25 protein-coding genes are annotated in these 22,918 nt (G+C 64.8%); 21 read left to right on the plus strand and 4 right to left on the minus strand.

The annotated features are described in order from the left end of the window. From BG57_RS02875 to aroQ, 14 genes are all read left to right on the plus strand, one after another. The gene (locus tag BG57_RS02875) at window positions 1–1,335 is read left to right on the plus strand and encodes an MFS transporter (RefSeq protein WP_035960071.1); all 1,335 of its coding nucleotides are present in this window, start codon (window positions 1–3) and stop codon (window positions 1,333–1,335) included. 28 nt (window positions 1,336–1,363) lie between these two features. Beyond that, a complete protein-coding gene (locus BG57_RS02880; RefSeq protein ID WP_035960394.1) occupies window positions 1,364–2,104 on the plus strand; it encodes a beta-ketoacyl-ACP reductase in 741 nt (246 codons plus the stop codon). A 38-nt stretch (window positions 2,105–2,142) separates the two neighbouring features. Further along, window positions 2,143–2,934, plus strand: a complete 792-nt coding sequence (locus BG57_RS02885) for an SDR family oxidoreductase (protein ID WP_035960073.1) — start codon at window positions 2,143–2,145, stop codon at window positions 2,932–2,934. A gap of 210 nt (window positions 2,935–3,144) precedes the next feature. Continuing rightward, on the plus strand, window positions 3,145–3,567 hold the full coding sequence (locus tag BG57_RS02890) for an NUDIX domain-containing protein (RefSeq protein ID WP_035960074.1): 423 nt from the start codon (window positions 3,145–3,147) through the stop codon (window positions 3,565–3,567). A 108-nt stretch (window positions 3,568–3,675) separates the two neighbouring features. Next, the gene (locus BG57_RS02895) at window positions 3,676–4,710 is read left to right on the plus strand and encodes a PDDEXK nuclease domain-containing protein (RefSeq protein WP_035960075.1); all 1,035 of its coding nucleotides are present in this window, start codon (window positions 3,676–3,678) and stop codon (window positions 4,708–4,710) included. 124 nt (window positions 4,711–4,834) lie between these two features. Continuing rightward, window positions 4,835–6,577 carry a DNA-binding protein gene (locus BG57_RS02900; protein WP_035960076.1) on the plus strand — a complete coding sequence of 581 codons (1,743 nt, stop codon included), beginning with the start codon at window positions 4,835–4,837 and terminating at the stop codon, window positions 6,575–6,577. 107 nt (window positions 6,578–6,684) lie between these two features. Beyond that, window positions 6,685–7,083, plus strand: coding sequence for an ester cyclase (locus BG57_RS02905; RefSeq protein WP_035960077.1), 399 nt, complete (start codon window positions 6,685–6,687; stop codon window positions 7,081–7,083). After that, complete coding sequence (locus BG57_RS32910; protein ID WP_160174702.1) at window positions 7,080–7,256, plus strand: GFA family protein; 177 nt, start codon at window positions 7,080–7,082, stop codon at window positions 7,254–7,256. Before BG57_RS02905 ends, BG57_RS32910 begins: the two co-directional genes overlap by 4 nt. Before the next feature lie 295 nt (window positions 7,257–7,551). After that, the gene (pssA, locus tag BG57_RS02915; RefSeq protein WP_035960079.1) at window positions 7,552–8,160 is read left to right on the plus strand and encodes a CDP-diacylglycerol--serine O-phosphatidyltransferase; all 609 of its coding nucleotides are present in this window, start codon (window positions 7,552–7,554) and stop codon (window positions 8,158–8,160) included. 157 nt (window positions 8,161–8,317) lie between these two features. Further along, complete coding sequence (locus BG57_RS02920) at window positions 8,318–9,265, plus strand: DUF3034 family protein (protein ID WP_229753964.1); 948 nt, start codon at window positions 8,318–8,320, stop codon at window positions 9,263–9,265. After that, window positions 9,265–9,705: a group I truncated hemoglobin gene (locus BG57_RS02925; RefSeq protein WP_052005592.1), complete on the plus strand. Its 441-nt coding sequence runs from the start codon at window positions 9,265–9,267 to the stop codon at window positions 9,703–9,705. The genes BG57_RS02920 and BG57_RS02925 overlap by 1 nt, the downstream gene beginning before the upstream one ends. Next, window positions 9,702–10,310, plus strand: a complete 609-nt coding sequence (locus tag BG57_RS02930; protein ID WP_229753963.1) for a methylamine utilization protein — start codon at window positions 9,702–9,704, stop codon at window positions 10,308–10,310. The genes BG57_RS02925 and BG57_RS02930 overlap by 4 nt, the downstream gene beginning before the upstream one ends. 1 nt (window position 10,311) lies before the next feature. Next, window positions 10,312–12,651 (plus strand): putative bifunctional diguanylate cyclase/phosphodiesterase, encoded by a 2,340-nt coding sequence (locus tag BG57_RS02935; RefSeq protein WP_035960080.1) that lies wholly within the window; start codon window positions 10,312–10,314, stop codon window positions 12,649–12,651. Between the two features lie 196 nt (window positions 12,652–12,847). After that, window positions 12,848–13,285 carry a type II 3-dehydroquinate dehydratase gene (aroQ, locus tag BG57_RS02940; RefSeq protein WP_035960081.1) on the plus strand — a complete coding sequence of 146 codons (438 nt, stop codon included), beginning with the start codon at window positions 12,848–12,850 and terminating at the stop codon, window positions 13,283–13,285. Window positions 13,286–13,311: 26 nt separating this feature from the next. Here the strand turns inward: aroQ and BG57_RS33280 are convergent, their stop codons facing one another. Together BG57_RS33280 and BG57_RS02945 are read right to left on the minus strand one after the other, a co-directional pair. Next, window positions 13,312–13,488, minus strand: coding sequence for a hypothetical protein (locus tag BG57_RS33280; RefSeq protein ID WP_167569240.1), 177 nt, complete (start codon window positions 13,486–13,488; stop codon window positions 13,312–13,314). 35 nt (window positions 13,489–13,523) lie between these two features. Beyond that, window positions 13,524–13,775, minus strand: a complete 252-nt coding sequence (locus BG57_RS02945) for a hypothetical protein (RefSeq protein WP_035960082.1) — start codon at window positions 13,773–13,775, stop codon at window positions 13,524–13,526. A 340-nt stretch (window positions 13,776–14,115) separates the two neighbouring features. Between BG57_RS02945 and BG57_RS02950 the strand changes: the two genes are divergently transcribed. Then, on the plus strand, window positions 14,116–15,519 hold the full coding sequence (locus tag BG57_RS02950) for an amino acid permease (protein ID WP_035960083.1): 1,404 nt from the start codon (window positions 14,116–14,118) through the stop codon (window positions 15,517–15,519). A gap of 29 nt (window positions 15,520–15,548) precedes the next feature. Then, a complete protein-coding gene (locus BG57_RS02955; RefSeq protein ID WP_035960084.1) occupies window positions 15,549–16,745 on the plus strand; it encodes an amino acid aminotransferase in 1,197 nt (398 codons plus the stop codon). A 6-nt stretch (window positions 16,746–16,751) separates the two neighbouring features. On the opposite strand, the gene BG57_RS02960 is transcribed toward BG57_RS02955, so the two are convergent. After that, complete coding sequence (locus BG57_RS02960) at window positions 16,752–17,120, minus strand: hypothetical protein (protein WP_035960086.1); 369 nt, start codon at window positions 17,118–17,120, stop codon at window positions 16,752–16,754. Window positions 17,121–17,244: 124 nt separating this feature from the next. Between BG57_RS02960 and BG57_RS02965 the strand changes: the two genes are divergently transcribed. The 5 genes from BG57_RS02965 to BG57_RS02985 all read left to right on the plus strand — a co-directional run bounded on the left by BG57_RS02965 (window position 17,245) and on the right by BG57_RS02985 (window position 21,497). After that, window positions 17,245–17,493 carry a hypothetical protein gene (locus tag BG57_RS02965; RefSeq protein WP_035960399.1) on the plus strand — a complete coding sequence of 83 codons (249 nt, stop codon included), beginning with the start codon at window positions 17,245–17,247 and terminating at the stop codon, window positions 17,491–17,493. 64 nt (window positions 17,494–17,557) lie between these two features. Next, entirely contained in the window at window positions 17,558–17,884 is a 327-nt protein-coding gene (locus BG57_RS02970) for a hypothetical protein (protein WP_035960087.1), read from the plus strand. 277 nt (window positions 17,885–18,161) lie between these two features. Then, a complete protein-coding gene (locus BG57_RS02975; protein ID WP_035960088.1) occupies window positions 18,162–19,880 on the plus strand; it encodes a PQQ-binding-like beta-propeller repeat protein in 1,719 nt (572 codons plus the stop codon). A 112-nt stretch (window positions 19,881–19,992) separates the two neighbouring features. After that, window positions 19,993–21,102, plus strand: a complete 1,110-nt coding sequence (alr, locus tag BG57_RS02980) for an alanine racemase (protein WP_035960089.1) — start codon at window positions 19,993–19,995, stop codon at window positions 21,100–21,102. Window positions 21,103–21,104: 2 nt separating this feature from the next. Continuing rightward, a complete protein-coding gene (locus tag BG57_RS02985; RefSeq protein ID WP_035960400.1) occupies window positions 21,105–21,497 on the plus strand; it encodes a DUF1801 domain-containing protein in 393 nt (130 codons plus the stop codon). A 12-nt stretch (window positions 21,498–21,509) separates the two neighbouring features. Here the strand turns inward: BG57_RS02985 and BG57_RS02990 are convergent, their stop codons facing one another. Further along, the gene (locus BG57_RS02990) at window positions 21,510–22,889 is read right to left on the minus strand and encodes a CoA transferase (RefSeq protein WP_035960090.1); all 1,380 of its coding nucleotides are present in this window, start codon (window positions 22,887–22,889) and stop codon (window positions 21,510–21,512) included. Window positions 22,890–22,918 lie beyond the last annotated feature (29 nt).

The raw sequence follows: 22,918 nt of genomic DNA on the forward strand, positions 1-22,918 counted from the left end.
ATGACATCCTTATCGATCGACGAAACTCACCGCATCGCCACACGCAAGGCGATGCAGCGCCTCATTCCCCTGATGTGCGCGATCTACTTCATGTCCTTCCTCGACCGCACGAACGTCGCGCTGGCGAAGACGCAGCTCGCCATCGACGTGGGCATCAACGCGGCGGCGTTCGGGCTCGGCTCGGGCATCTTCTTCATCGGCTATGCGCTGCTCGAAGTGCCGAGCAATCTGGCGGCGCATCGCGTGGGGCCGCGACGGTGGATCGCGCGGATCGCGGTCACGTGGGGCATCCTTTCCACCGCGATGATGTTCGTGCAGGGCACGTGGTCGTTCTATGTGCTGCGCGTGCTGCTCGGCATCGCGGAAGCCGGGCTCTTTCCCGCGCTGATGTACATGGTCACGCTGTGGTTCGCACCGAAGGACCGGCCCGTTGCCGTGGGCTGGATCTACACCGCGCCCGCGCTCGCGCTGATGCTCGGCAATCCGCTCGGCGGCGCGCTGATGCAGCTCGGCGGCATCGGCGGACTGCACGGCTGGCAGTGGATGTTCATGATCGAAGGCATTCCGAGTGTCATCGTCGGCATCGTGCTGTATTTCAAGCTGCCCGAGCGGCCGCGCAATGCACGCTGGCTGTCGAAAGACGAAGTCGATGCGCTCGAACAGCGCGCCGTCATCGACGCGCACGGGCATCCGGAACTCACGTCGGCCGACTGGATCAGCGCGCTCAAGCGCCCGACGACGGTGCTCATCGGCCTCATCTATTTCCTGAATCAGGTGGCGTTCGTCGGCTTGTACTTCTTCACGCCCGCCATGATCCAGCAGATGCAGATCAAGACACCGTTCATCGTGGGCCTGCTGTCGAGCAGCGTCGGTGTCGGCTTTCTGCTGGGCGTGCTCGTGCTGCCGCGCATTCATCGCCGCTATGGGAAGGACTGCACGTATCTCGGCGTGCTGACGGCGGGTCTCGTTGCCGGCGCGTGCGCGTTCGTCGCGACGTCGAGCCCGGTCGCGCGCACGGTGCTGCTCGCGGTGACGGCGTTCTTCGCGGGCGGCGTGCTGCCTTCGTACTGGGCCATCGCGATGAAGCGGCTGCAAGGCATTCAGGCTGCGGCGGGGCTGGCGTTCATCAACACGATCGGTCTGATCGGAGGATTCGTCGGACCGTATCTCTTCGGCATGACCGAGACGGCGACGGGCCGCAGCGATTCGGGCTTCATGGTGATCCTGATCGCATCGGTGCTGGGCCTGCTGCTGGTACCCTTGCTTGCACGCGCGATCAAGCGCGAAGCGGCCCCGAGGCCGGCTGTCGGCGCCGCAGCGGGCGCGCACTCGTGAACGTATGACCAACAATGAGGTGGAGACGATGCGGTTACAGGGAAAAATTGCGATCATCACCGGAGCGGGACAAGGCATCGGCGCGGCGACGGCATTGAAGTTCGCACGCGAAGGCGCGATCGTCGCGGCGTGCGATCTGAACCACGATGCGGTCACGCGCGTCGCCGATGCCTGCCGTGAAGCGGGCGGCCAGGCGAGCGCGTTCTGCCTCGACATGTCGGATCGTGCGCGCGTCGATGACATGGTGGCTGCGGTGCGCGAGCAGCACGGACGTATCGACGTGCTCGTGAACAACGCGGGTATCACGCGCGATGCGCGCTTGCAGAAGATGACCATCGAACAGTTCGATGCGGTCATCGACGTGAATCTGCGCGCCGTGTTCCATGCGACGCAGGCGGTCGCGGATCACATGGTCGCGCGGGGTTCGGGCGTGATCCTGAATGCGAGTTCGGTCGTCGGCATCTATGGCAACTTCGGGCAGACCAACTACGCCGCCGCGAAGTTCGGCGTGATCGGCTTCACGAAGACATGGAGCCGCGAGCTCGGGCCGAAGGGCGTGCGCGTGAATGCGGTCGCGCCGGGCTTCATCGATACGCCGATTCTCGCCACCATCCCCGAGGAAGTGCTGGCGAAGATGCGCGCGCAAGTGCCGCTCGGCCGTCTCGGCAAGCCTGAGGAAATCGCGAATATCTACGCGTTTCTCGCAAGCGACGAAGCCAGCTACATCAACGGCGCGGTCATCGAAGCGTCGGGCGGCATGACGCTCTGACCTTTGCGGCATCTTCAACGTAACAAGGCACTGGCAGCATGAACACATTCGATTTATTGAAGCCCGCGCCGGGACTGCGCGTCGTCGTGTCGGGCGCGGCGAGCGGCATCGGCGCGGCGATTGCCGAGGCTTTCATTCAGGCGGACGCGCAGGTCTTCATCTGCGACGTCGATGCTTCGGCGGTCGAGAAGGCGAAGGCGGGTGAGCCGCGACTGCACGCGAGCGTCGCGGATGTCGCGAACATCGAACAGGTGGATGCCGTCATCGACGATGCGCGCCGCACGCTCGGCGGAATCGATTTGCTCGTCAACAACGCGGGCATCGCGGGACCGACGGGCGCAATCGAGGACATGGACCCGGCGCAGTGGGAACGCACGATCACGACCAACCTCAACAGCCAGTTCTATTTTCTGCGGCGCGCGGTGCCGGTGCTGAAGGAGACATCGGACCGCGCCGGCATCATCGCGATGGCGTCGGTGGCGGGCCGGCTCGGCTATGCGTTCCGCACGCCCTACGCGGCGACGAAATGGGCGATCGTCGGGCTCGTGAAGTCGCTCGCCGTCGAACTCGGCCCGAGCGATATCCGCGTGAATGCGATCCTGCCGGGCGTCGTGCAGGGCGAGCGGATGGACCGCGTGATTGCGGCGCGCGCCGAATCGCTCGGCATCGGCTTCGATGAAATGCGGGAGCAGTATTTGCAGCGCATCTCGCTGCGCCGCATGGTGACCGTCGACGATATCGCCGCGATGACGCTCTTCCTCGCATCGCCGGCGGCGCGCAACGTCACCGGTCAGGCGATCAGCGTGGATGGCAACGTCGAGTATCTCTGATGCTTTGATGCCGCGATAACTTCATACGATTTATATCGCACACCGAACCCTAAACTTCTGCATTGCCGTGCCGAAATAGCGGTGTAACCGATTGCGCCATGCGCCCCTTATGCGTTACAACGATCCGACCATAAGGGCGCTTCGACGCTGGCACACACCGCCGCACGCATGCATTACGCTGGCGCGGCATTTCATCTTGGAGACGGGGGAATGAGGGTTCGGGCAACGGCGCTGCTGGTGCGCCAACACGCGGTGCTACTCGTCAAGGAACGCGGCGGCCCGTGGTTTTTGCCGGGAGGCGATCTCCGTCCCGGCGAGCTGGCAATGGCCGCAGCGATCCGCGAACTGCACGAGGAAACGTGCGTCGAAGCAAGCGCGGCCGCTTTCCTGTGGCAGCACGTCTCGGCTCATCACATGCATCAGGTTTTCCGCGTCGCCGTTCCCGGTGATGCCCGGCCGCGTGCGAACGTGCGTGCGGGTATCGACGATCTACGCTGGGTCGAGCTTTCGCAGCTTGCCCGGATGTCCGTGACACCTGGCACGCGGGCGATCCTCGAACGCGCGGCCGGCGTCACCGGCAGCGTGTCGCGGCCCGACTGGCGCGGCAGCGCGGGGGCGTCGCCGGGGTTCTGAGGATTCGGCGCTTGCGTTAGGATCGGCATGTTGCGCGGTGCATCGCGCATTACGGGAATTGTCTCCGCAGCGCGGAGACAATCATCGCCGCCGATCCAACCACGCTTTATGACCGACCTCATCCCATCTTCGCTGTTCGACGAAGTCAGGCGGCTGATCGATTCAGCGCGCGAACGCGCCGCCGCCGCCGTCAACGCCGAACTGACGCTGCTCTACTGGCAGATCGGCAGCCGCGTGCGCGCCGAAGTGCTGCGCGGCGCCCGGGCCGAATACGGCCGGCAAGTCGTCGCGACGCTCGCGCGTGAGCTGAGCGCCCGCTATGGACGCGGCTGGAGCGACAAGCAACTGCGCCATTGCATCCGCCTGGCCGAAGTTTTCGCCGACGAGCAAAGTGTCTCCGCAGTGCGGAGACAATTGAGCTGGACGCATCTCAAGACCCTCATCTACATCGACGATCCGCTCAAGCGCGACTTCTACATCGAGCTGGCGCGCGTCGAACGCTGGTCGTCTCGGCAGTTGCAGGAACGCATCCAGTCGATGCTTTTCGAGCGCAGCGCCATCTCCCGCAAGCCGCATGACGCCATCGCGCACGATCTCGCCGTGATGCGCGACGAAGGGCGCGTCGCACCCGAGACGCTCCTCAAAGACCCGTACGTGCTGGACTTTCTCGGCCTCAACGACCATTACCTCGAAAAAGACCTCGAAGACGCGATTCTTCGGGAGATGGAGCAATTTCTGCTGGAGCTCGGCGCGGGTTTCACGTTCGTCGCGCGCCAGAAGCGCTTGCAGATCGACGAGGACGATTTCTACATCGACCTGCTGTTCTACAACCGCAAGCTGAGACGGCTCGTCGCGATCGAACTGAAGCTCGGCGCGTTCAAGGCCGAGTACAAGAGCCAGATGGAGCTTTATCTGCGCTGGCTCGCGAAGCACGAGCAGGAACCGGACGAGTTGCCGCCGCTCGGCATCATCCTGTGCGCGGGCAAGAAGCAGGAGCAGATCGAGTTGCTGGAGCTGAACAAGAGCGGCATCCACGTGGCGGAGTATCTGACCGTGCTGCCGCCGCGCGAGACGCTGGAGGCGAAATTGCACCAGTCGATCGAAGCGGCGCGGTCCCGATTGCTCGACAAAAATGTGGAATAACTTCCTGTTTCGTCGCGTGTGCAACGTTTTCGTCCGGCGAAATTCGGGAAGCCTTCCCAAGTTGTTGGATAATTCGTCCTTTCGTCCGGCACCCCGTGCCCGATGCCTGTAACTTGAGGCGTTTATGTTTACTGAAGCAGACACCATCACCGATGAAGAAGTCATCTCGATCGCCCAGCGTCTGACCGACGAAGGGCGGCCGGTCACCCCCGTCACCGTCTGGTCGGAGCTGCGGCGCGGATCGGCCGTATCGATTGCTGCGGCCCTGCAGCGCTGGCGCGATGCGAGCCAGCCCGCGATGCCCGCCGCGCAACTTCCCGCCGAGATGCCGCACGAATTCGCCGACGCGCTGCTGAACGCCGCGCACCGGATCCGGAAGGCGTCCTGGGACGACGCGCAGAGCGCGATCGCGCAGCATACGGACAGCCTGAGCCAGCGGCTGCAAACGGCGCTCGCGGAACGCGACGAAGCGCTCGCGGTGTATCAGACGGCCGAAGGCGCCGCCGCCGACGTGCGCCGGCAGCACGACGACCTGACGCGCGGTCTGCGCGCTTCCGAGGAGACCGTCGCGCGCCTGCAGGCGCAGCTTGCCGGGGCCACGGAGCGCGCGGAGGCATCGCAGGCGCGTGCGGCGGAACTCGCCGAACGCACGTCGACGCAGGATGCCGTGCTCGCCGCCGCGCGCATGTCGCTCGACGAGGAGCGCAAGGCGCGCGAAGCGTTGAAGGCCGAAGTGACGGCGAAGAGCGAAGAGACCGGCCGCCTCGCTCGCGAGCGCGACGAAGCCCGCGAGGAAAGCGCGGCGAAATCCCAACAGGCGGAGCGGGCGACGCAGGAGGCGCAGGAAAGCGCAGCGCGCATCGCCGCGCTGGAAGCCGACCTGCAGGCAGCGCGCGCCGAACTCGCGAGCGAACGCGAAGCGCACACGGCGCGCAACGCCGACGCCGCCGCGCGGGACGAAGAGTTGCAGCGCGTCAAGCACGAGCTGGACGAAACGCGCGCACAAAATGACGGAAGCCGTGCGCGCGTCGCGGAGCTGGAAGCCGAACTCGCGGCGAATCATGAAGTGAACGCGGCGCGTCAGGCCGAGGCGTCGGCGCGAGAAGAAGCCTTGCAGCGCGCGACCCGGGAACTCGAAGAAGCGCGCGCGCAGATCGACGAAAGCCGGTCGCGCGTCGCCGCGCTTGAAGCCGAGCTCGCCACCGAACGCGAAGCGAATGCGGCGCATGGCGTGCAGGCATCGGCGGGACAGGAAACGCTCGCGCGTATCAGCCGCGAACTCGACGAAGCCCGCGCGCAGCTCAACGCCGCCAACGAAGAAAAGTCCGCTGCACAAGCCGAACTGGCGCGCGTGTCGCAAGAAGCCGCCGCCGCCGTGACGCGAGCGGACGAGGCGCAGCAGCAAGCGGCGCGGCTCGCGGAACAGCTCGCCGAGCGCGAAAAGAGCGAAGCCGCGATGCGCGACGAACTGCGCGACCACAAGATCGCATTGCAGACCGCGGGCACGGCCAAGGAAGAAGAGCTTGCCGCGTTGCAGCGCCGCCTTTCGGCGCAGGCGCAGACGCACTCGAAGGCCTACGACGAGCTTCGTTCCAACGCCGAGCAATGGGTCACGTATGCACGCGACCTCAAGCAGCGTCTCGATGTGGCCAACGAGAAGATTCTCTTCATCGATGCCCGCAGCACCGGCGAAGTCGCGTTGCTGCGCCGTCTTTCGACGGAGCTCGAGCGCCTGAAGCCCGATCACGAACTGGTGTTCCGCGAGGCGCAGCAGCGCGTCATCGGCGACAAGATCGCGCAGCAGCTTGCGCAAAAGGGCTATCGCTACGATCCGGCGACGGCGGTCATGTCGAAGATCGAAGGCTGAGGCCGATGTCCCGCGCGCATCGCTCCCGCTTCTTGCGGGAGCGATGCGCGTCGCGGACGTGATGTGAGACCATACGCACGAGCCTTGCCACGCAAAGGACCGTTCATATGGAAAGAACCGACCTCGCCGGCGTCTATCGCGCCTATATCGCCTGCCTGAACGAACAGAACTGGCCGATGCTCGGCGCCTTCGTTCACGACGACCTCCATTACAACGGCCAGCCCATTCACCTCGCCGATTACCGGCAGATGCTCGAACGGGACTTCCGGCAAATCCCCGACCTTCGCTTCGACATTCGGCTTCTCACCGCCGATCCCCCCTATGTTGCGAGCCGCCTGTGGTTCGACTGCACGCCGGCGCGCGATTTTCTCGGCCTCGCTATCGACGGCAAGCGCGTTTCGTTCGCGGAGAACGTGTTCTACGAGTTTCGCGAGCGGAAGATCGTCGAGGTGTGGTCCGTGATCGACAAGGCCGCCATCGAAGCCCAGCTTCGCACGCTCCCATGATCGACGCCTCCTGCCATTGCGGCGCGGTGAGCTTCACCGTCGACGCCCCGCCCGACGAAGTCAACGCCTGCGATTGCTCCCTGTGCCGGCGATACGGCGCGCGCTGGGCCTACTACGATCCGTCGCGCGTGCGCTTTGCGCCCGACAGCGGCCCGACCGAACTTTATATGTGAGGCCCGCGCAGGCTGGAGTTTCATCGCTGCGCGTCGTGCGGATGCGTGACGCACTGGCGCGCGGTAGATCCCGACCGGCCCGTCATGGGCATCAATACACGGATGATGCCGCCCGGCGCGCTGGCGAACGCACGCGTGCTCAGGAACGGCGAGCCGATCGGCTGACGCGGTCCGACTCTTGCGGAGCGCGATGACAGCAGGGCGTGATGATAGACTCGATCCGTTCCGCGGCCGCCCGTGCTCGGCGCTGCCCGAATCCAACGCAACGACAGCAAAAACAGCAAAGAAAACAAGCATGAAACGCTTCTCGATGATTCGCGACTTCCATCTCGCCGACTGGTTCACACTGGGCAACGCGGTCTGCGGCACGGGCGCCCTGTTCTCGACCATCAGCTACATCGACGATTCCGACGTCATGCATATCTATCTGGCGTGCGCGCTCGTGTTCGCGGCGCTCGTGTTCGATGTGCTCGACGGCCGCATCGCGCGGTGGCGTCAGAAGGCGTCGCTGCTGGGCAAGGAGCTGGATTCTCTCGCCGACGTAATTTCGTTCGGCGTCGCGCCGGCGATCATCGGCTATGGATGCGGCATGCGCGGCCTTTACGACCGCGTGATGCTGGCGTACTTCGTGGCGTGCGGCGTGTCGCGTCTCGCGCGCTACAACGTGACGACCGAAGAGATGTCCGGCAGCGCCGGCAAGGTTACGCATTTCGAGGGCACGCCGATTCCCACATCGTTCGCGATCGTGCTGATGCTCGGCATCGCCGCCTGGTTCGATGCGCTCGGGCCGCGCATGTGGTTCGGTGAATGGCGCATCGCCGGTTTCACGCTGCATCCGCTCGTGCTCGTCTACGCCATCTCCGGCTCGCTGATGATCAGCCGCATCCGCATTCCGAAGCCGTAAGTCTCTCTGCGGGCGCTATCAAGTTTCGATCAGCCCCGCCGTTTACACGTGGATGAAAGGGCGCGGCATATTCGCCGCGTCCATCCCCAGGCGCCAGGCTCGCCGCGTCGACGCACACGTCGCACGCGGCACTCCCACTGCGGCAAACGGGAATCTCATGGACCCGTTTCGAGAGCCCATCCACGTAATGCAATTCATCCGCACGACCGCGAGCCTGGCTGGCGCTGTAGCCGCGCTCGTCTTGTACACGCCGTCCGCCCTCGCCGACGATGCCCCGGACGCGCCGGAGCTGCCGGCCGTGCCGCTCACCAGCGGCAAGCTGCTGCTCACGGGCGGCGTATCGCAAATTGAAGGCGCGGCGGGCGGCGGCCTCGCGCCGTGGGCCGTCATCGGCGGCTACGGCACGGCACGGCAGCTTGGCGCGAATGTTCACGGCACCTACGTCCACACGCAAGACTACGCGCTCGGCTCGTGGGGCTTGACCGTGGGCGTGGCGAACCGTGTCGAGTTCTCGCTCGCCGGCCAGCGTTTCGATACGCGCGATGCCGGCGCGAAGCTCGGCCTCGGCGAAGGGTACGCGTTCAATCAGAACATCTTCGGCCTCAAAGTGCGTCTTCTCGGCGATGCCGTGCTCGATCAGGACACGTGGATGCCGCAGGTCGCAGCAGGTATCCAGTTCAAGCACAACGAACAGGGCGGCGTGCTGAAGGCCATCGGCGCGGCGAGCAATTCGGGCACGGACTTCTATCTGTCCGCGACGAAGCTGCTGCTCGCGCAAAGCCTGCTGCTCAACGGCACCGTGCGCTTCACGAAGGCAAACCAGTTCGGCTTGCTGGGATTCGGCGGCGACAAATCGAACGCGTACAAGCCGGAATTCGAATCGTCGGTGGCGTATCTGTTTACGAAGAATATCGCGATCGGCGCCGAATACCGCATGAAGCCCGACAACCTCTCGTTCGCCCGCGAACAGGATGCCTACGATGCGTTCGTCGCGTGGGCGCCCAACAAGCACGTGTCGCTGACGGCCGCGTATGTGTCGCTCGGCGATATCGCGACCATCCGGAATCAGCGCGGGCTCTACGTTTCGCTTCAGGCGGGCTTCTGATGATGACCATGACCATTCGACACGCCGCGCTCGCGGCCTGCCTGCTCGCTGCATTGACGAGCATGAGCGCCCGCGCGCAGGACGACGCGCTGTACCGGCAATTCGGAGAGAAGGAAGGGCTCGTGCGCATCGTCGACGACATGTACGCGAGCGTGACCGTCGATCCGCGCACCGCGCCGTACTTCGAGAACGCGCCGATCGGGCGCATCAAGACCAAGCTCGTCGAGCAATTCTGCGTGCTGCTCGATGGCCCGTGCGTCTACACCGGCCGCCCGATGCGACGCTCGCATGAAGGCCAGAACATCGATCGTGCGGCGTTCAACGCGCTCGTCGAAGACTTGCAGGCTGCGATGGACAAGAACGGCGTGCCGTTTCACGCGCAGAACAAGCTGCTCGCGAAGCTCGCGCCGATGTACCGCGATGTACAGGACCGTGAATGATGAAAGCCTACCGATTCTTCTTCGCGCCGTTGCTGGCGCTTTGTGCATCGCTTGCGCAGGCGGCGAGCGTGCATGTTCAGGTCGTCGATCAGGCGGGCGCGCCCGTCCCCAATGCCGTGGTCTATGCGACGCCCGTGGCCGGCAAGCCGCCCGCGACGAAGCCTGCCGGCGCGATCATCGATCAGGTGAAGCGGCGTTTCGTGCCGCTCGTGTCCGTGGTGCAGACGGGCGCGTCGGTGACGTTTCCGAACAAGGACAACATCGAGCATGACGTGTACTCGTTTTCGCCCGCGAAGCGTTTCGAGCTGAACCTGTATCACGGCATTCCGTCGAATCCGGTCGTGTTCGACAAGCCCGGCCTCGTCGTGATGGGCTGCAATATCCACGACCAGATGGTGTCGTATCTGCTGATCGTCGATACGCCGTGGTTTGCGAAGACCGATGAAAAAGGCATGGCCGTCATCGACAACCTGCCCGCCGATGCGCTCAAGCTCTCCGCATGGCATTTCCGTCTGGGCGATCCGAACGCACAGCCGACGCAGAAGATCAACCCTGCGGCGGACGTCCCCGCGAAGTTCGCGCTGCAACTGAGGCCCGCCGAATAGCATGCGCCTGCACAGCCTGCGGGCGCGCATCGCGCTCGTGTTCGTCGTTCTCATGCTCGCCGCGCAGGCTGCGGCTTACGTCGTCATTAACTCAGTCATCCTGAAGAACGCGCACGAGAGCGCGGAGCAGCAATTGTCGGTGGCCGAGCGCGTCTTCGGGCAAGTGCAGCGCGGCAATAGCCAGCAGTTGACGCAGGCCGCGAGCGTGGCCGCGTCCGACTTCGGCTTTCGCGAGGCGGTCGCGACGCACGACAGCAAGACCGTCGCTTCCGCGCTCCAGAATCACGGCGATCGCATTCATGCGGCCGTGGTGATGCTCGTCGATCTCGATGGCAAGCTCATCGCCGATAACGAAGGCGAGGCGCACGAAGGCATGGCGTTTCCGTTCCCGCACCTGATTCGCGCGGTGGCGCAAAAGGGCGATGCGTCGTCGTTCGGCATCATCGGCGGCAAGGCGTATCAGCTCGTCGCGGTGCCGGTGAAGGCGCCGATCGTCATCGCGTGGGTGGTGATGGGCTTCGCCATCGACGACGCCCTCGCACGCGAGATGAGTTCGCTGACATCGCTCGATGTGTCGTTCCTCACCGTCGATGCACGCGGCCGCTGGGACGTGGTCGCCAGCTCGCTGCCCGATGCGTCGCGCGCCAAGCTGACCGATCAGGCGCAACTGGCCGAAGACGGTTACGCCACGCGGGTGGTGCGTCTGCATTCCGAGGGGCGCACGGTGGTGGTGCTGCTCGAACGTTCGCTGAAGGAAGCGCTCGCGCCGTTTCACCGGCTGCAATCGACGTTGCTGCTGATCACCATACTCGGCGTGATGGTGTCGATCGTCGGCAGCATGTTGACGGCGCGCTCGGTGACGCGGCCGCTGGCTGCGCTCGCGCGCTTCTCGGGCCGCGTCGGGCAGGGCGATTACAGCGGTTCCATCGAGGTGCGTCATCACGACGAGATAGGCGAACTGGCGAACGCGTTCAATCAGATGCAGGAGGGTATCGTCGAGCGCGAGCGGCGCATCACCGAGCTTGCGTACATGGACCGGCTCACGGGCTTGCCGAATCGCGCGCTGTTCGCCGACCGTCTGCAAGAAGCGATCGCCGCCGCCGGACAAGCGCACGAGCCGTTGTCCGTGATGATGATGGACCTCGACCGCTTCAAGCTCGTGAACGATACGCTCGGGCATCCAATTGGCGACATGCTGCTGTGCGAAGTCGCCGGGCGCTTGCGTGCGGCGCTGCATCAGCCGACGGACACGGTCGCGCGTCTCGGCGGCGACGAGTTCGCGGTACTCCTGCCTGACAGCGATCTCGCGGCGGCGCGCGTCGTGGCGGCGCGCATGCTGCGTGCGCTGGAAGAGCCGATCACGATCGAAGGGCAGCTCGTCGATGTCGGCGCGAGTATCGGCATCGTGAGTTTTCCGGACAACGGCACGGACATGAACGTGCTCTTGCGACGCGCCGATATCGCGATGTACGTCGCCAAGCGCGCGAACCTCGGCCATGCGCTCTACGACGAGCGGCACGATCACAACAGCGCCGAGCGTCTTTCGCTGATGGGCGAGCTACGGCAGGCCGTCGAGCACGATCAGCTCACGCTCTACTATCAGCCGAAGGTGGACCTGGCGACGCATCGCGTGAAGTATGTGGAAGCGCTCGTGCGCTGGGATCACCCGACGCGCGGCTTCGTGTCGCCCGACCAGTTCATTCCGTTCGCCGAGCAAACCGGCTACATCAAGACCATCACGCGCTGGGTGGCGGACAAGGCCATCGCGCAGTGCGCCGCGTGGCAGGCGCAGGGCATCGAGCTTGCGGTATCGGTGAACGTGTCGGCGCGCGAGCTGATCTTGTCGTCGTTGCCCGACATGTTCCTCGGCCTGCTTGCGAAGTATGGCGTGTCGCCCGATTGCATATGGATCGAGATTACCGAAAGCGCGATCATGGACGATCCGAATCACGCGATCGAAACGCTCGACCGTCTGCATGCGCTCGGCATTCACTTGTCCATCGACGACTTCGGTACGGGTTATTCGTCGCTTTCATATCTGAAGCGCATGCCCGTGGATGAGCTGAAGATCGACAAGTCCTTCGTGATGGGCATGGCGCATCACAAGGACGACGAGACCATCGTGCGATCGACGATCGATCTCGGGCACAACATGGGCCTGAAGGTCGTGGCCGAAGGCGTGGAAAACGAGGCGATGATGCTGCGACTCAAGGCGCTCGGATGCGATCTCGCGCAGGGCTATCATCTGAGCCGGCCGTTGCCGCCGGCGAGACTCCTCGACTGGCTTGCTGCATGGCCAGCGCAAGCGGACGTCGCGGCGCGGTCTTCGGCGCCTGTATGAGCCGTGCGGCCCGATGCGGCTGCTAGCACACGGTTTGACCCATTGATCAACGGAACCGCTTCCGCTTTCGGTGCTCGCGCGCATGAGCGCATGAGCGCATTCGCGAATCGCGAGGGCGCGCCTATTGTCATCGCGCGTCACGGACTGCAGAATCTGCCCGTTACCAGCCTGCAGCATCCACATTCGAGGACACACCATGGCAAAGATCCTGACGCTGCACGGCGTCAACCTCAACATGTTCGGCAAGCGCGATCCGAAGCAGTACGGCACGGCGACGCTTGCGCAGATCGACGCGCAACTGAGCGCGCTCGGCAAGGAACTGGGCGTGGAAGTGGAGTGTTATCAGACGAACATCGAAGGCGAAATGTGCGCGCGCATCCATCAGGCGTTCGCCGACAAGGTCGATGCCGTCATCATCAACGCGGGCGCGTGGACGCATTACAGCATCGCCATTCGGGACGCGCTCGCCATTCTGACCGTGCCCATCGTCGAAGTGCACATGTCGAACGTGCATGCGCGAGAGCCGTTCCGCCACCACTCGGTGTTCGCCGAAGTCGTGAAGGGGCAAATCTGCGGCTTCGGCGTGGACAGCTATCTGCTCGGATTGCGCGCGGCGGCATCGGCTATTCAGTGATGCATCGCGCGCGCCGGGCGCGTGTTTCAGGAAGCGCGGCTGGCGGTCTTGACCGCGTTCGCGCCATTCGACGCATTGCCGAGCTCGCGGCGCTGCGCAACGCGCGCCGGCTTCCGCTCTTGCGCCGTCGCGCCACGGATGAACAGAACCGCGAAGAGCGCGCACACCGTCCAGACAATCGCGATGATGGTCAAGTAGTTCATTTTCGTTATTCCAGTTTGGTGCGGTGAGCGGTAAATCAGCGTTGCGATGCGGGCATGGCGAGCAACTGGCCGATCAGCCGTTGCGCGATCTCGTGCTGCTCGGCGAGGGAATCGGCGTCTGCGTTCGCATTCGCGTGCAGTTCACCCGCGAGGCGCAGCACGTTGTCCGACGCGGTCTGAAGCTGCGCGAGCAGTTCGGCTTCCGTTGCCGGCGCGTCGATGTGCGCGTAAGCATTCGGATTCGCGATGTGATGCGGCGCGGCGTTTTTTTGCATCGTCTGGAACATGGCGCTTCCCCGTTAAGTGGATGAATGAATTCTGCGCGCGAGGCCGCGAACTCAATCCTCCGAAAAAGCCCCAATTCCGGCCTCAGTTCTCCTTCTTCGAGGGCTCGGGCGCGCCAGCCGGCACGAACAAACGTCCGCCAAGTCCGCTAGACAAGGCTTTGCGGGCGGGGGAGCGGAAAAATGGCGTACTTTGGTCCGGGCGGAACGGGAAGCGAAGCGGTCGTAATGCGTGCGGCGGAAGTCTGTCCTCGCATAAAAACAACACTTCGTGCGTTTTGATGACGGTGCGGCGGCGGGCGTCGCGGCGACGCGCGGACCCGGCAGGAGAGGCGGGCATTACATGGTTTCAGGCAATACCGGCGCGACGGCGACTTCGCCCGAAGCACTCAGGCGCGGACTCAAGAGCCGTCACATCCAGTTGATTGCGCTCGGCGGCGCAATCGGCACCGGGCTTTTTCTCGGCGTGGCGGAAACGATCAAGCTCGCCGGTCCATCCGTGCTGCTCGGCTATGCGATCGCCGGGGTGATGGCGTTCTTCATCATGCGGCAACTGGGCGAGATGGTCGTCGACGAACCCGTCGCAGGCTCGTTCAGCCATTTCGCCGACAAGTACTGGGGCCGCGCGGCGGGCTTCATCTCCGGGTGGAACTACTGGGCCATCTATATTCTCGTCAGCATGGCGGAGTTGTCCGCCGTCGGCATCTACATGCAGTACTGGTGGCCGGGATTGCCGACGTGGATATCGGCGCTGGCGTGCTTCGTCATCGTCAATGCGATCAACCTGACGAGCGTGAAGTCGTACGGAGAGCTGGAATTCTGGTTCGCCATCGTCAAGGTTGCCGCGATCGTCGGTATGATCCTGTTCGGCGGCTATCTGCTGTTTTCGGGTCACGCGGGGCCGCAAGCGAGCGTCACGAACCTGTGCAAGCTCGGCGGATTCTTTCCGCACGGCGTGAGCGGCCTCGTCATGTCGATGGCCGTCATCATGTTCTCGTTCGGCGGGCTGGAGCTCGTCGGCATCACGGCGGCGGAAGCCGAAGACCCGTCGCACAGCATTCCGCGCGCGACGAATCAGGTCATCTACCGCATTCTCATTTTTTATATCGGTGCGCTCGGCGTGCTGCTTTCGCTGTATCCGTGGGACAAGGTAGCGACGGGCGGCAGCCCCTTCGTGCTGATCTTCCGCGAGATGAACAGCACGCTGGTCGCCAACGTGCTCAACGTGATCGTGCTGACCGCCGCGCTGTCGGTCTACAACAGCGGCGTCTATGCGAATAGCCGCATGCTCTACGGCCTCGCGCAGCAGGGCAATGCGCCGCGCGCGCTCTGCGGCGTGAACAGGCGCGGCATTCCAATCGCGGCGCTGTGCGTCTCGGCCATCGTCACGGCGGCATGCGTGCTGATCAATTACTTCATTCCGGGCCGCGCGTTCGGGTTGCTGATGGGCCTCGCGGTATCGGCGCTCGTCATCAACTGGGCGATGATCAGCATCATTCACCTCAAGTTCCGCCGCGAGAAGCAGGAGCGCGGCGTGACCACGGCGTTCCGAAGCATCGGCTTTCCGCTCACCAACTATCTGTGCCTCGCGTTCGTCGCGGGCATCGTCTGGGTGATGTTCGAAACGCCCGGCCTGCGGCTGTCCGTCTACCTGATCCCCATCTGGCTCGCGGTTCTGGGAATCGGCTACTATCTCAAAAGTCGCGGCGATGACGCGGGCGCAACGCGCCGCGTGACATCCCGCTGATCCTTCCTTTCGCTTCCGCTCCCGACACCATGTTCGAACATATCGATGCCTACCCCGGCGACCCGATTCTCTCGCTGAACGAAAACTTCCAGAAGGACCCGCGCACCAACAAGGTCAATCTGAGCATCGGCATCTATTTCGACGACGCCGGCCGCCTCCCCGTGATGCAGGCCGTGCGCGAAGCCGAACTGTCGATTTTGAAGGACCTCGGCCCGAAGCCGTATCTGCCGATGGCCGGTTTCGCGCATTACCGCGATGCCGTGCAGGCGCTCGTGTTCGGCCCGGAATGCCCGGCGCGCGCCGATGGCCGCATTGCGAGCGTGCAGACGCTCGGCGGCTCGGGCGCGCTGAAAGTGGGCGCGGACTTCATCAAGCGTTACTTTCCGGCGTCGAAGCTGTGGGTGAGCGATCCGACGTGGGAGAACCATCGCTTCATCTTCGAGCGCGCGGGGTTCGAAGTGAACACGTATCCGTACTACGACGAAGCCACCGGCGGCTTGCGTTTCGATGCGATGCTCGAAGCCATCGATGCGTTGCCCGCGAAGAGCGTCGTGCTCTTGCATGCGTGCTGTCACAACCCGACGGGCGTCGATCTCGACGAAGCGCAGTGGGTGAAAATCATCGACGTGCTGAAGCGGCGCGACCTGCTGCCGTTCGTCGACATGGCGTATCAGGGATTCGGCTCCGGCCTCGACGACGACGCCTTCGCCGTGCGCGAACTGGCGCGCCGCGGGGTGCCGGCGTTCATCGCCAATTCGTTCTCGAAGAACTTCTCGCTGTACGGCGAGCGTTGCGGCGGCCTGCATGTCATTTGCGACGATGCCGCCGAAGCCGACCGCGTGCTCGGCCAGTTGACGAGCGCCGTGCGCGCGAACTACAGCAACCCGCCGACGCATGGTGCGAAGATCGTCACGAAGGTGCTGACGACGCCCGAACTCGCGCAATCGTGGCGCGAAGAGCTGGCGGCGATGTGCGAGCGCATCGCGCGGATGCGTCGCGCGATTCACGATGGCCTCAAAGACCACGTGCGCGGCGAACTGCTCACGCGCTATCTGAAGCAGCGCGGCATGTTCACGTACACGGGCCTCGTGGCGGAGCAGGCCGACCGCCTGAAAGAGGAATTCGGCGTCTATATCCTGCGCTCGGGCCGCATGTGCGTGGCGGGCCTGAACGACAGCAACGTGCAGACGGTCGCCGATGCGATCGGCAAGGTGCTGGCGAAGTAATCGGCGTTACAACGCGGGACACGAGAGCACTTGCTGCGGCGGCAGCGTGCCCGGCCCCGCGTCCACTTTCGATCCCCGCGGCGGCGTCGACACCAGCCGCACGCTGCTCTCTCCCGCATTCGCCAGCACGTACTGCTCGGCGCTCCCGTCCGGCTGCCAGTACACGCGATACACCGCGCCGTCGGCGTACACATGCAGCGCGCCGTGCACGGCCTTTCCGCCCCGCATTAGATCGGCGCGTTCACCTTCCCGCAACGAAAGCACATCCCCGGACGCGCCTTGCAGCACGCCGCAAGCGCGGTCCTCTGCATGAACGTGCGCGCACGCGGCGAGCGCCGCGCAACACAGCGCGCGGCGAACGATTGGGTGGGTCATCGGCGAGCGCCTCCGGTCGGATCACGGGGCGACTGCAAGCAATTTGCGTGCGGCGAATAGGCATCGCCGTTCGGTCTTGCGTGTGCTACCTTGAATGCAGCAGCAATCGATCGTGGAGGCCGCCATGTCAGTGATCGCACCGGACGAAAAAGCGGACTTTCTGGCTATTCTCGCGCGGCATCGTATCGACGCGGGCGATTTTCTCGTGCAGGAAGCGGGGGAATCCGAAGTCGTCGACGATGTTTATCCTTTGCAGGGACACGTTACGATCGTGCGGCGCTCGACGCTCAAAGAGCGCGAGTATCGCGTCGGACACGGCACCGCCTGGGTGGCCATGTTCGAGAAAGACTTGAACAAGGGCGCATTCGGCTGATCGTTCCGTGGGCAGACCGCGCGCCGCATCGTCTTACAACGCACTTTTTGGGGCGGAACACGCGATGAGACCGACCGACTTCGCATCGTTCAAAGCGCATCTCGCCATGCTGCTGCGCGACCTGCCGCGCGGCATGACCGCCGATCTGACCGATGTGGCCGTCGCTTACTGGAACGGGACGCAAGTGGTCGGAGCGTATCTGCGCGACAACGGCTGCATCGACGAAGATTTCGACTTCGACGAGAGTGCCTGGGCCTTCTGGCGCGACGAATTCCTACTGTGGTTCGACGCGCCGCGCTTTTCCGAGCGGCGCGATCTGAAGGCCGCGCTGCTATCGGACACGCATGCGACGATGGTCCACTTCGGACGCTGGCCGCGCCCGGTCCGATGAATCGGCGAGCCGGGCGATTACCCCGCGCGGCGATAAGCCTCGGCCATCAGCGCGCTGACCTTGGCGCGGGCTTGGAGGGCGTCGCGGACGGCGGCGGACAACATCGAAAAAGCAGACAGGATGACTCCCATGGCGCAACTCCTTGATTAAGCGTGAAACTAGGTTAACTACCTAGGTAGTTTCCCTATACTAACACGTTGATGGCGACGCAGCAAAGGCGTTGCACGATGGCAGAGATGCTGCAAGCGGCTCGTGCCGTCAGAGCAGGGGATAGCAGATGAAACCGAATCTCTCGGGCCGTACCGTCCTGCTGTCGCTGCTGTTTGCTGTGATGATCGCGCTCGCCATCGGCGGGGGATGCAGCGGGGGCGGATCGTCCTCGCCGTCTTCTTCATCGGACGCGGGCGCTGGTGCATCCGGTCCGCCGGCCGCATCGGGGCCGCCGAGCGCATCCAGCCCGCCGGCGGCTTCGGGCGCCGTCGCGAACGCGATGGACGTCGTCACCTACCACAACGATATCGGCCGCACCGGTCAGCAGCTTGCGGAAACGGTGCTCACGCCGGCCAACGTCAATTCGACGACGTTCGGCAAGCTCGCCGTCTATCCGGTCGATGGCCCCGTCGACGCCCAGCCGCTTTTTCTGGCCAGGGTATCGATTGCGGGCGGCACGCATAACGTGCTGTACGTCGCCACTGAAAACGCCAGCGTCTATGCATTCGACGCGGATACCGGCGCCACGCTCTGGAAGACCACGACGCTCGCCAACGGCGAAACGCCGAGCGACGACCACGGCTGCGGCCAGATCACGCCGACGATCGGCATCACGGCGACGCCGGTCATCGACCGCGCTCGCGGGCCGAACGGCGCGATGTACGTCGTCGGCATGTCGAAGGACGGCGCGGGCCGCTATCACCAGCGAATTCACGCGCTCGATATCGTGACCGGCGCGGAACTGTTCGGCGGACCTACGGAAATCAGCGCGTCGTATCCGGGAACGGGCGCGGCGAGCCAGAACGGGCGCGTGGTGTTCGATCCCGGACAGTACGCGGAGCGCGCGTCGCTGCTGCTGCTCAACGGCGTCGTCTACACGGCGTGGACGTCGCATTGCGATTTCATGCCCTACACGGGCTGGGTGATCGGCTACGACGCCGCGACGCTGCAGCAGTCGAGCGTGCTCAACGTGACCCCGAACGGGCAGATGGGCGCGATCTGGATGAGCGGCGCGGGACTCGCGTCGGATGGCGCGTCGATCTATTTCCTCGATGGCAACGGCACCTTCGACGCCACGCTGAACGCGCAGGAAATGCCGCTGCACGGCAACTTCGGCAATGGCTTTCTGAAGCTGGGCGTGACACCGGCGCTTGCCGTCACCGATTACTTCCAGGCGTCGAACACAGTGCAGCAGTCGAACGTGGACGAAGACCTCGGGTCCGGCGGCGCGCTCGTGCTGCCCGATCTCGTCGATGCCAGCGGCGCGGTGCGCCGCCTCGCGCTGGGCGCGGGCAAGAACGCGGTGATCTATGTCGTCAACCGCGATTCGATGGGCAAGTTCGATTCGAACGGGGACCACATCTATCAGGAACTAGTCGGGCAAATTCGCGGCGCGATGTTCGGCATGCCCGCGTACTTCAATCGCACGGTGTATTTCGGCGCGGTCGGCGACAACCTCAAGGCGTTCCCGATCACGAACGCGCGGCTCTCGGCGACGCCCGCCAGCCAGACGCCGACCACCTTCGGCTTTCCCGGCACGACGCCCGGCATCTCGGCGAACGGGGCGGCGAACGGCATCGTGTGGGCGGCGCGAAACGGGACGATTGCGACGCTGCATGCGTACGACGCGTCGGATCTCGCGCGCTCGCTCTATGACAGCAATCAGGCCGGCGCGCGTGATCAGTTCGGTCCGGGCAACAAGTTCATCACGCCGACGATCGCCAACGGCAAGGTTTATGTGGGCACGAAGAACAGCGTGGCGGTGTTCGGTTTGCTGGCGCGGTAGGGCGAACCCAGTCGATTCCACCAAAAAGTTCACCGAATAGAATAACAAGCACTCCGTTTGACTCGATACGATCCCATGATCGACTAACAGCGAGCCATTAAGAGTAACGCCCATGCCCCGTCCCATTTTCGCGCGCATCCACCTTGATTCGATTCGGGAGAACATCGCGTTCGTGCGGCGCGCGGCGGCGTCGTCGCGCGTGTGGGCGGTGATCAAGGCGAACGCATACGGTCATGGCATCGGGCGGATTCATCCGGCGCTCGGCGAGGCCGATGGCATCGCGCTGCTCGATCTCGACGAAGCCGTGCGCGTGCGCGAACTCGGCTGGACCAAACCGGTTCTGCTGCTCGAAGGCATCTTCGATGCGCGCGACGTGGAAGTCGCGGACCGTCATCGGCTGACCGTGACGGTGCATTGCTACGAGCAACTCGATCTGCTCGATGCGTCGACACCGCGCCAGCCTGTCGACATCCAGCTGAAGATGAACTCCGGCATGAACCGGCTCGGATTCCGGCCCGATGCTTTCACGCGCGCCTGGCAACGGGCGTCGGGCATGGCCTCGGCCGGGAAGATCGGCAAGATCGGACTGATGAGCCACTTCGCCAACGCGGACGATGGCGGCATCGACTGGCAAATCGACGAATTCGACGCCGCCACGCGCGACCTGCCCGGCACGCGCTCGCTTGCCAATTCGGCGGCCGTGCTCTGGCATCCGCGTGCACATCGCGACTGGGTGCGGCCCGGCACGATCCTTTATGGCGCATCGCCGACGGGCAGCGCGCGGCACATCGCCGGCTTGCCGCTGCGGGCGGCGATGACGCTGTCGAGCCGCATCATCGGCGTGCAGTCGCTCGCGCCGGGCGAAACCATCGGCTATGGACGCACGTTCACGGCGGATCGCGCGATGCGCATCGGCGTTGTCGCGTGCGGCTATGCGGACGGTTATCCGCGACACGCGCCCGCGGGTACGCCGGTCGTCGTCGATGGCGTGCGGACGCGGCTCGTCGGGCGCGTGTCGATGGACATGCTGACCGTCGATCTCACGCCGTGCCCGGCAGCGGGCATCGGTTCATCGGTGCAGCTTTGGGGCGATCAGGTGCGCGTCGATGAAGTGGCCGAGCCGGCCGGGACCATCGGCTATGAACTGATGTGCGCGCTCGCGCGGCGGGTGCCTGTCGAAGTCGATGCGCCGGTAGCCGCCCATCCGCGCGCGGAGGCGTGATGATGAACGCGACCGAACGTATCGACCAGATGATCGCGGAACTCGCCGACTGGCGCGGCGCGACGTTCGCGAACATGCGGGCGGCGATCCTCGCGGCCGATCCCGGCATCGTCGAGGAATGGAAGTACATGGGCAGCCCCGTGTGGTATTGCGACGGGATGATCGCCGTCGCCAACGCGCACAAGGGCAAGGTCAAGCTGACGTTCGCCCACGGCGCGATGCTTCCCGATCCCGGCAAGCTCTTCAACGCGGGGCTGGAGGGCAATGCGCGGCGCGCGATCGACTATCTGGAAGGCGACGAAGTCGATGCGGACGGCCTGCAAGGTCTGATCCGCGCCGCAATCGACTTCAACCGAAGCGTGGCGAAGAAAAAGAAGCGCGGCTCCTCTGCGTAAGGACCAAGCGATTTACCACCGCGCCTCGGATGTTCCCGGCGGCTCCGACGCGCGCTCATAGCCCGCCGGCGTGCGCGCCAGTTGCGCGCTCGGCCGTACCGCTTCCAGCTCGCCGAAGCCCGACGCCTGCCGTTCGAGAAAAGGCGCGAAATCGGGAATGGCCGCGCGCAGACCGCCATCGATCCGCCCGAGGCCGCGCAGCCATTGCCCCGTCTGCGCCAGCGACACCTGCACGTGCCAGCTTCCGCCTTCCCGTTGCTGCTTCCATAGCGCAGCGGCCGCACCGAACGCCATCAGGAAGCCGCTCGCCATGTCGAGCATCTGCATCGGCAACGGGCGCGGCTTGCCCGCGCCTTGCGCCTCGCCTTCCGCTGCGTTGAAGCCCATCGCGGTCTGGACCAGCGAATCGAAACCGCGCCGCCCGGCCCACGGGCCTTGCGTGCCATATGCCGTCAGCGACACATAGACGATCCCCGGCCGCCGTTGCGCCACCGCTTCCGGCGCGAAGCCGAGCGCCGCCAGCCCGCCTGGCCGATACCCCTGCGAAAACACGTGCGCGCCGTCGATGAGACGCCAGAGCGCCGCGCGGTCATCGTCGCTTTGCAGATCGAGATGCGCCGAGCGCTTGCCGCGGCTCGTATCGGCGATGGCGGAAATGTTCGGCAGATGCGGGGAGTTGACGAGCATCACGTCCGCGCCGAACGCGGCCAGTGCGCGTCCGCCGACAGGACCCGCGAGAATGCGCGTGAAATCCAGCACGCGCACGCCGGCAAGCGGACGATCGTTCGTGGATAGCGGCGGCAGTTGGCGCGGCGGCGCATCGCCGATGCGGGTGAGCGTCATCAGCGGCTGCGCGGCGATGGCGCGTCCCTGCGGCGTGGCGTCCCATTCGTCGAAGCTGCGCAGCATCGTGACGACGAGCCCGCGTTGCGCGCAGGCGTCCTCGAAATCGATGGCGCGCCAGCCGAGCAGCGCGCGCTCCGCGTCATCGCGTTTGGCTGTGGCGGGATCGAGGCCGAGCACGCGCAGCGCGCCGTCCTGATGATGAGCAAAGTTTGCGTGAATGCGCACGTAGCCGTCGGCGCAACGATAAAGGCCCGAGAACGGGCCCCAGGTTTCGGGCGCCTGGCCATCGAGCGTGAAGTGGCCGGTGCATTCGACCGCCGCGTGGGTCATGTCGACGGACACGTTCTGACGCGCCGCGCCGCGCGCGTGCGCGAGTTCGCAGGCGGCGAGCGCGGCGGCGGCGATCGTCGATTGCGCCGCCGCGCCGACCGCGAACGTCGACGGAAATACCGGGTCTTGGCCCGGCAGTTCGGCGAAGGAAAGCGCGTCGCCGGGAAGGCCGGCGAGTTGCCACAGATGCGTCAGTGTCTCGAAAGCGTCGGGCATGGTCGGGATCGCGTGGGCGGTGGAAGATG

It is taken from the genome of Caballeronia grimmiae (assembly GCF_000698555.1).
GTDB lineage: Bacteria > Pseudomonadota > Gammaproteobacteria > Burkholderiales > Burkholderiaceae > Caballeronia > Caballeronia grimmiae.